Here is a 6,793-nt window from a genome sequence, read left to right on the forward strand (position 1 = left end):
GTATACCACAGCACTGCTGTTCTGGAAGCTCCACATATATGTCGTTCTTCTCAAAAACCTTAAGAAGAGCTTTACCTCTCTCAAGGTAGTTGTAGTTAAGAAGGCAGGTGTAAAACAGGGCAACTTTTCCATTTTGACCTTTGACTGGCTTTCTGTTTTTCCTAAACCAACTCGTGAAGGTTTCAGAGTTTATGGGTGGTAGTTTTGCCCTTCTGTCCACACCCATAACTCCTTCCATGATAACTCTAAAGGTTGGGATAGTGTTTAGCTTATTGACTATGGGAGCAAAAGGAACAGAGAGCTTGCCTACAAGGTCTGTATTTAGCATTAGCTTATCGGTAAGCTTTGCTCCCTTGTTTTTGAACTTCCAAACCTTATATCTAAGAGAAAGATGAGGAAAGTCTATCCTCCATTCGTGGGGTGGTGTATAAGGACATTTAAAGTAGCACTGCTTGCAGTGAAAGCACAGCTCTAAGGGAAGGGCAAGTTCTTCTTTGGAAAGCTTTTGTAGGTCATCCTCATGCCTGTCTACCGCATCAAAAAGTGCAGGGAAGGAAGGACAATAGGTAACGCACATCCTACAATCTTTACACTTGGAGTAAACCCTTTTCGCCTCTTCCCATAGAGCCTGTTCGTTAAGAAAATTGGGGTCCTTTATGTTAAACTCAAAATCCTTTACTCCACCAATGGCAAGCTCTTGCATATTAAACTCCTTTTGTTCTTTAACTTAGATGGGGGCGAACGCCCCCTAAGTCTCTTTTAGATTATCCCTTGAGAGACTCTAAAGCCTTTTGGAACCTTCCTGCGTGAGATTTTTCTGCCCTTGCGAGTGTCTCAAACCACTCCGCTATGTCGTCAAAGCCTTCTTCTCTTGCTACTCTTGCAAAGCCAGGATACATTTCTGTGTATTCGTAGGTTTCACCCGCTATTGCAGCCTCAAGGTTTTGTTCCATAGTGCCTATGGGCATACCGGTAGCAGGGTCTCCACCACTGTACTTTTCAAGAAACTCAAGATGTCCAAAGGCGTGTCCTGTTTCACCTTCAGCGGTTTCTCTGAAGATGTTGGCTATGTCTGGATAGCCTTCTATGTCCGCCTTTCTGGCAAAGTAGAGATACCTTCTGTTTGCCTGGGACTCTCCAGCAAAGGCATGTTTAAGGTTCTCAAGGGTCTTTGTGCCTTGCAGGCTCTTGCTAATGGTTAGCATCTCCTATTGGTTTTTGTTTATATATTTAACAGGCTTTATAAGTATCCGTGTATGGGTGTTTAAGTACACGTTATAGCTACAACTTCTCCTTTACGAATATAATTATTCACTAATGGCTAAACGTATAAGATACGAGGACAGAAACCCAGAGCCCCTTATACCTCCCTCCGAGAGGGTAAGGACTTTTAGAGAGTACGCCCTTGGTTATTCTGTGAGCCTTGCTCTTGATGAAGCCCAAAGATGTCTCTTTTGCAAGGATGCGGACCAAAGGTGTATAAAGGGTTGTCCTATAAATGTGGATATACCGGGTTTTATAAGGAAGATAACGGAAGGAGACCTTATAGGTGCATACAAGAAGATAATAGAAGCAGACCCTTTCCCGTCTATATGCGGAAGGATATGCCCTCAAGAAAGGCAGTGCGAAGGTTCATGCATACTCTACTATGATACTGTTCGTGGGAGAAAAAACAAAGGGCTACCTGTAAGCATAGGTGCTTTAGAGAAGTTTGTGGGAGATTTTATAAGAATATCGGGATTTGAGATTGAAGTTGAAAGGGCAGAACCGACGGGCTATAAGGTGGCAGTGGTAGGGGCAGGTCCTGCAGGTCTTTCCTGTGCCTATGACCTTGCCAGATGGGGGCATGAGGTTCATGTCTTTGAAGCCTTACCAGAGGCTGGTGGTGTAATGGCGTATGGCATACCTCATGCAAGGCTACCACGAGACCTTCTCCATTGGGAAGTAAAAAGGCTTGAGAAACTCGGAGTAAAGTTCTTTTTTGGCTACGTAGTGGGAAGAACCATAAAGCTTTCGGAGCTTTTGGAAAAATACCATGCGGTTTTTTTGGGTGTGGGTGCGGGCAGAGGCTCTCTGGGAATAAGAGGAGACCATCTAAGGGGTGTCTATTCTGCCATAGAAGTCCTCACAAGAGTAGGGTTATATAGAGCTGACCTGTTTCCTCAAAGTGGAACGCCAGTAAATCTTGGTAAAAGGACTGCTATAATAGGTGGGGGCTTTACCGCAGTGGATTGTGCTATAACCGCTCTTAGGCTTGGTGTGGAAACTCATGTAGTCTACAGGAGAACGCGGGAGACTTCATCCGCTCGCCAAGAGGAGTGGGACCACATATCAGAGGAGGGTGCCATAATACACTGGCTCACTCAACCTATAGAGATAATAGGGGATGATAGAGGTAACGTGGTAGGTCTCAAGTGCATAAAAATGACCTTGGGTGAGCCAGATGAAAGTGGAAGACCCAAGCCTGTGCCAGTAGAAGGCTCAGAACACATAATAGAATGCGATTCTGTAATATTTGCCATAGGTCAAAAGGCTAATCCAATAGCTTACGAAGACATGCCGGGTCTTGAACTTACAAAATGGGGCACCATTAAAGTGGATGAGAACTTTAGAACCTCTATAAAAGGTCTTTTTGCAGGGGGTGATGCGGTAAATGGGGGAGACACAGTGGTCAGAGCTCTTTCAGAGGGCAGAAGGTCCGCACAAGCAATCCATAAATATCTCATAGAGGAGGTAAAGCTATGAAAAGGGTAGCCATTGTAGTAGGAGCAGTGCTACTTGCCTTTTTTGTCTTAAGGTCTTGCGGGGAAAACCCAGAAAAGTCTGCAAGGAACACGGTAAAGGACTTTATTGAAAACATAAGGGATGGAGAAGGCAGGAAAGCGGTAAAGCTCCTTTATCCACCCTTCAGGGATGCCCTTGTGCAGGATGTAAAACTGCCTCTTCAGCTTACAGAGATGAAGCCTTCAGAGGTGCTCGCCTGTATTTTATCTTCTATGGGAGAGAACATAAAGAAGGTTAGAGTGCTTGATACAAGCAGGATAGACGATAAACATGCGGAGGTCGTAGTAAAGGTTATGGACAAAGAGGGTGTTGAGAAAATTTTCACCTTTATAGTGATAAAGGACGAAAAGAAATGGAGGATAGCCAGTATATCTGAAATTAGATGAAAATACTTATATGGCAAAGTGCTTACTTGGGGGACGTGGTGCTTACCACCCCCCTTATAAGAACTCTTAAAAGGCATTTTCCATCATCGCAAGTTGCCTTTGCAGGCAGAAGCTTTATAAGGGAGCTTTTAAAAGGTTTGGATGTGGAGCTTATAACCTTTGACAAGGGTTTTTGGGAGAGTTTTGAGGTCATTGAAAAACTAAGAGAATACCACATTGCTATAAGCCCACACATATCCGCAAGGAGTGCCCTCATACTCTTTTTCGCTGGCGTGCCAACAAGGATTGGCTTTGACAGGTCTGAGTTAAAGTGGCTCTACACACACATTGTAAAACACAGATGGGGTATTCACGAAGTGGACAGAAACCTTGAACTCCTAAAGCCTCTGGGAATAAGAGAATTTGAAAGAATGCCATACCTTTATGTATCAGACGAAGAGAAAAAAAGGGTAAGGGATAAGTTTAGACTTCCTGAGAGCTTTGCAGTGCTTTCTCCTTTTTCCAACTTTAGGCTAAAGGAGTGGAATATTGACAGATGGTTGGAGCTTTCCAAAAGGTTAAGTATAACGCCTGTCATAGTAGGAGCGGACACTCAAAGAGCAAGTATTTTTGACAAGGTAGAGGGGATAAACCTCATAGGTAAGACCTCTCTGAGAGAGCTTATGGCAGTTATAAGCCTGTCAAAAGTGGTAATTTCCTGCGATTCTGCACCAGTGCACATAGCCAACGCCCTCGGAGTTCCCGCCCTTAGTGTATACACCGCCACATCACCAGACTACGGCTTTTATCCTTTAATAGGTGGTTATGTTAAACCTAAGCTTTATTGCTCTCCCTGTTCACCAAACCCTAAGGTCTGTAAGACAGGAACTCAAGCATGCTTAAGTATGGTGGGCGTGGGTGATGTCCTCAAAGGACTTGAGAGACTTCTTTCTTGATGGTTTATGACAGACTGGGCTATGCCAAGAAATATTAAGGATGCGAGAAGGTTAGATGAACCATAACTTACAAAAGGTAAAGCTGTTCCCTTTGGTGGTATGAGGTTTGAAACCATGGCAAGGTTCCAAAGAAAAGATATAGCAAAATTCATAGCAACCCCGAAAAGCAAAAGTTTTTCCATCTGTTCCTTAGACATAAGAGCGTGCCATATCAATCTCCCCACCAATATGGCATATAGAATTATTACCGCAAAAACACCAACGAAACCCATCTCTTCTCCTATAATTGCTATCACATAGTCCGTATCAGAGGTTGGCAAAGGTCCAAGTTTTTGAAGCCCCTGACCTATGCCCACACCCATAATTCCCCCTCTGGCAAGAGCATACAAGGACTGTATTATCTGATATCCACTATCTTCTGGGTCAGCAAAAGGGTTTCTCCACGCAGAAAGCCTTTCCGCTACATAGCCTTTTGAGGTGAGTATGTAGTAAACCACAAAAACAAACAGAAGTAGCATAAGAAGATAAGCCTTTTTAGGAGCACCACCCACATACACCATAAGGCTTGTTATAAGCAGTATAAAGATAGCTCCGCCCTTATCAGGTTGCACAAGAAGTAGAAAAGAGATAACAGCAGGAAAAAATATAGCCCACAGGAGGTGTTTCCATTGTCTTAGGTTTCCTTTACGAACTATGTAGTAAGAAAGGAAGATAATAAGGGCAATTTTGGTAAATTCAAAAGGCTGAACACTACCACCGAAAAGCCATCTATCAACAGCTTTACCAGTCATTAACTTCTTTATATAGACTACCAAAAGACTGAATACCGCCATTAGAATAAACAAATATGGAAACACCCCATTCATAAATTTTCTGTAGTCATACTTGGCGATAATGCTCGCCAACATAAATCCAAAGAGGAAGGTCAACAGCTGAATAAGTGGCTTTTTGTATATACTTAACTTCTGATAAGAATCCATCAAATACGGAACTACATTCACACTTATTATTACAGCCTCACCCATTAAAAACAAGGCAGTGATGCTAAATAGTATCCACCCATCCCAGTTTCTTATCATGATAAAAAGTATACCAAAGGGTCAGATAAGGTGTATAATATTATATGTGAGGTTATCCGGGGTAGCTCAACTGGCAGAGCAGGCGGCTGTTAACCGTCAGGTTGGGGGTTCGAGTCCCTCCCCCGGAGCCAACAAAAACATGGTAGAGATAAAAGGAATAACCCTTCCTGTTGTGCTGGTAGAAATAAAGGAAGGTGGGAATATAGATTCCCTTATAGAAGAGCTAAAGCAGAAGCTTTCTTCAAAGCTTTTTGAAGGTAGTTGCGTGCTAATAGATGGAAAGGGTGTGCTTAAGGAAGAGGAAATTGAAAAAATAGAAAAAGCCCTCATAGAAGGAAATATAAAAAGCGTAAAGAAGCTAAGTTTTTCAGGTCTGGGAAACACAAAAAGGGAAAGGCTAATGGTAGTTCAGAGGCATCTTAGGTCTGGTCAGAGGGTAGAACACAACGGAGATATTCTGGTGCTTGGAGATGTAAATAAGGACGCTCAAGTAGTGGCAGCGGGAAACATAATAGTTATGGGTAAGCTAAGAGGTATTGCGGTAGCAGGAGCTTTGGGTGATGAAAATGCGGTGGTGGTTGCTTTAGAAATGGAGCCACAACAGATAAGAATAGGCAAAAAGGTAGCCATATTGAACGAAGAGGAGAGAAAATCTCCAGGCTATCCCGAGATTGCAAAAGTTGAAGATGGTAATATAATACTTGAGAGGGTGTAGATGAGTAAAGTTTTTGTTGTTACGTCCGGAAAAGGAGGTGTAGGCAAGACTACTATGGTAGCCAATATCAGCGTTGCATTGGCGAGTTTTGGAAAAAAAGTTCTCGCAGTAGATGCAGATATAGGATTGAGAAACCTTGACATGATATTAGGGCTTGAGAACAGAATAGTTTACGATGTGCTTGATGTACTTGAAGGCAGGGTGGAGTTTCACAAGGCTCTCATAAAAGATAAAAGAGGGCTGAGCCTATGGCTACTTCCTGCAAACCAAACAAAAAATAAGGATGCGGTAGACAAGGAGAAGTGGAAAGAGCTTATAAACGAAATAAAAGAGTCTGGCGAATACGATTACATTTTTATAGACTCTCCTGCAGGTATAGAACAGGGTTTTCAGATAGCCGTCTTACCGGCGGATATAGCACTCGTGGTGGTAAATCCAGAAGTTTCTTCTATAAGAGATGCGGACAGGGTGATAGGGCTTTTAGAAAACATGGGCAAGAAAGAATACTACCTCATAATAAACAGAATAAATTGGGAAAGCGTGAAAAAAGGTGAAATGTTATCCGTGGAAGACATAGTGGATATACTAAAAGTCAAACCTATAGGCATAGTGCCAGAAGAACCAAAACTCGTAGACTTTACCAATAGAGGTGAACCTATAGTTCTTTCAAGCGAGTACAATGCATCAAAGGCTATCATAGATATGGCAAGAAGGATTGAGGGTGAGGATGTTCCTATGGTTTACTATGGAGATAAAAAGAATTTATTTCAAAAGCTACTGGGGTTATAAGCATGATATGGGACTCTAAAATTAAGAGCAAGGATGAAGCGAAGAGAAGGCTTACCCTTGTTTTATCTTACGAAAGAAAAGGACTTCCACCTAACTTTATTGATA

8 protein-coding genes and 1 tRNA gene are annotated in these 6,793 nt (G+C 42.6%); 6 read left to right on the forward strand and 3 right to left on the reverse strand.

Going from position 1 to position 6,793, the window contains the following annotated elements:
* Window positions 1-703, reverse strand: a 703-nt coding sequence (locus tag WKI49_05965) for a heterodisulfide reductase-related iron-sulfur binding cluster (protein MEJ7622036.1), incomplete at its 3' end; no start/stop codon positions are given.
* 61 nt (window positions 704-764) lie between these two features.
* A complete protein-coding gene (locus tag WKI49_05970) occupies window positions 765-1,205 on the reverse strand; it encodes a rubrerythrin family protein (GenBank protein ID MEJ7622037.1) in 441 nt (146 codons plus the stop codon).
* Window positions 1,206-1,317: 112 nt separating this feature from the next.
* On the opposite strand from WKI49_05970, the gene gltA reads away from it, so the two are divergent.
* The 3 genes from gltA to WKI49_05985 are packed head-to-tail and all read left to right on the forward strand — an operon-like array spanning window position 1,318 to window position 4,105.
* Window positions 1,318-2,745, forward strand: a complete 1,428-nt coding sequence (gene gltA, locus WKI49_05975) for an NADPH-dependent glutamate synthase (GenBank protein ID MEJ7622038.1) — start codon at window positions 1,318-1,320, stop codon at window positions 2,743-2,745.
* Window positions 2,742-3,170 carry a DUF4878 domain-containing protein gene (locus tag WKI49_05980; protein ID MEJ7622039.1) on the forward strand — a complete coding sequence of 143 codons (429 nt, stop codon included), beginning with the start codon at window positions 2,742-2,744 and terminating at the stop codon, window positions 3,168-3,170. Before gltA ends, WKI49_05980 begins: the two co-directional genes overlap by 4 nt.
* Entirely contained in the window at window positions 3,167-4,105 is a 939-nt protein-coding gene (locus WKI49_05985; GenBank protein MEJ7622040.1) for a glycosyltransferase family 9 protein, read from the forward strand. Before WKI49_05980 ends, WKI49_05985 begins: the two co-directional genes overlap by 4 nt.
* Here WKI49_05985 and WKI49_05990 read toward each other — a convergent pair.
* The gene (locus WKI49_05990) at window positions 4,039-5,184 is read right to left on the reverse strand and encodes an FtsW/RodA/SpoVE family cell cycle protein (protein ID MEJ7622041.1); all 1,146 of its coding nucleotides are present in this window, start codon (window positions 5,182-5,184) and stop codon (window positions 4,039-4,041) included. The genes WKI49_05985 and WKI49_05990 overlap by 67 nt on opposite strands.
* A gap of 55 nt (window positions 5,185-5,239) precedes the next feature.
* Here WKI49_05990 and WKI49_05995 point away from each other — a divergent pair.
* The 3 genes from WKI49_05995 (at window position 5,240) to minD (ending at window position 6,688) form a co-directional block, all read left to right on the forward strand.
* Window positions 5,240-5,315, forward strand: a tRNA-Asn gene (locus WKI49_05995).
* A gap of 8 nt (window positions 5,316-5,323) precedes the next feature.
* Window positions 5,324-5,899 (forward strand): septum site-determining protein MinC, encoded by a 576-nt coding sequence (gene minC / locus WKI49_06000; protein ID MEJ7622042.1) that lies wholly within the window; start codon window positions 5,324-5,326, stop codon window positions 5,897-5,899.
* Entirely contained in the window at window positions 5,900-6,688 is a 789-nt protein-coding gene (minD, locus tag WKI49_06005) for a septum site-determining protein MinD (protein MEJ7622043.1), read from the forward strand.
* The last annotated feature ends 105 nt before the right edge of the window (window positions 6,689-6,793 follow it).

It is taken from the genome of Aquificaceae bacterium (assembly GCA_037722135.1).
Classification (GTDB): Bacteria; Aquificota; Aquificia; order Aquificales; family Aquificaceae; genus Pampinifervens; species Pampinifervens sericum.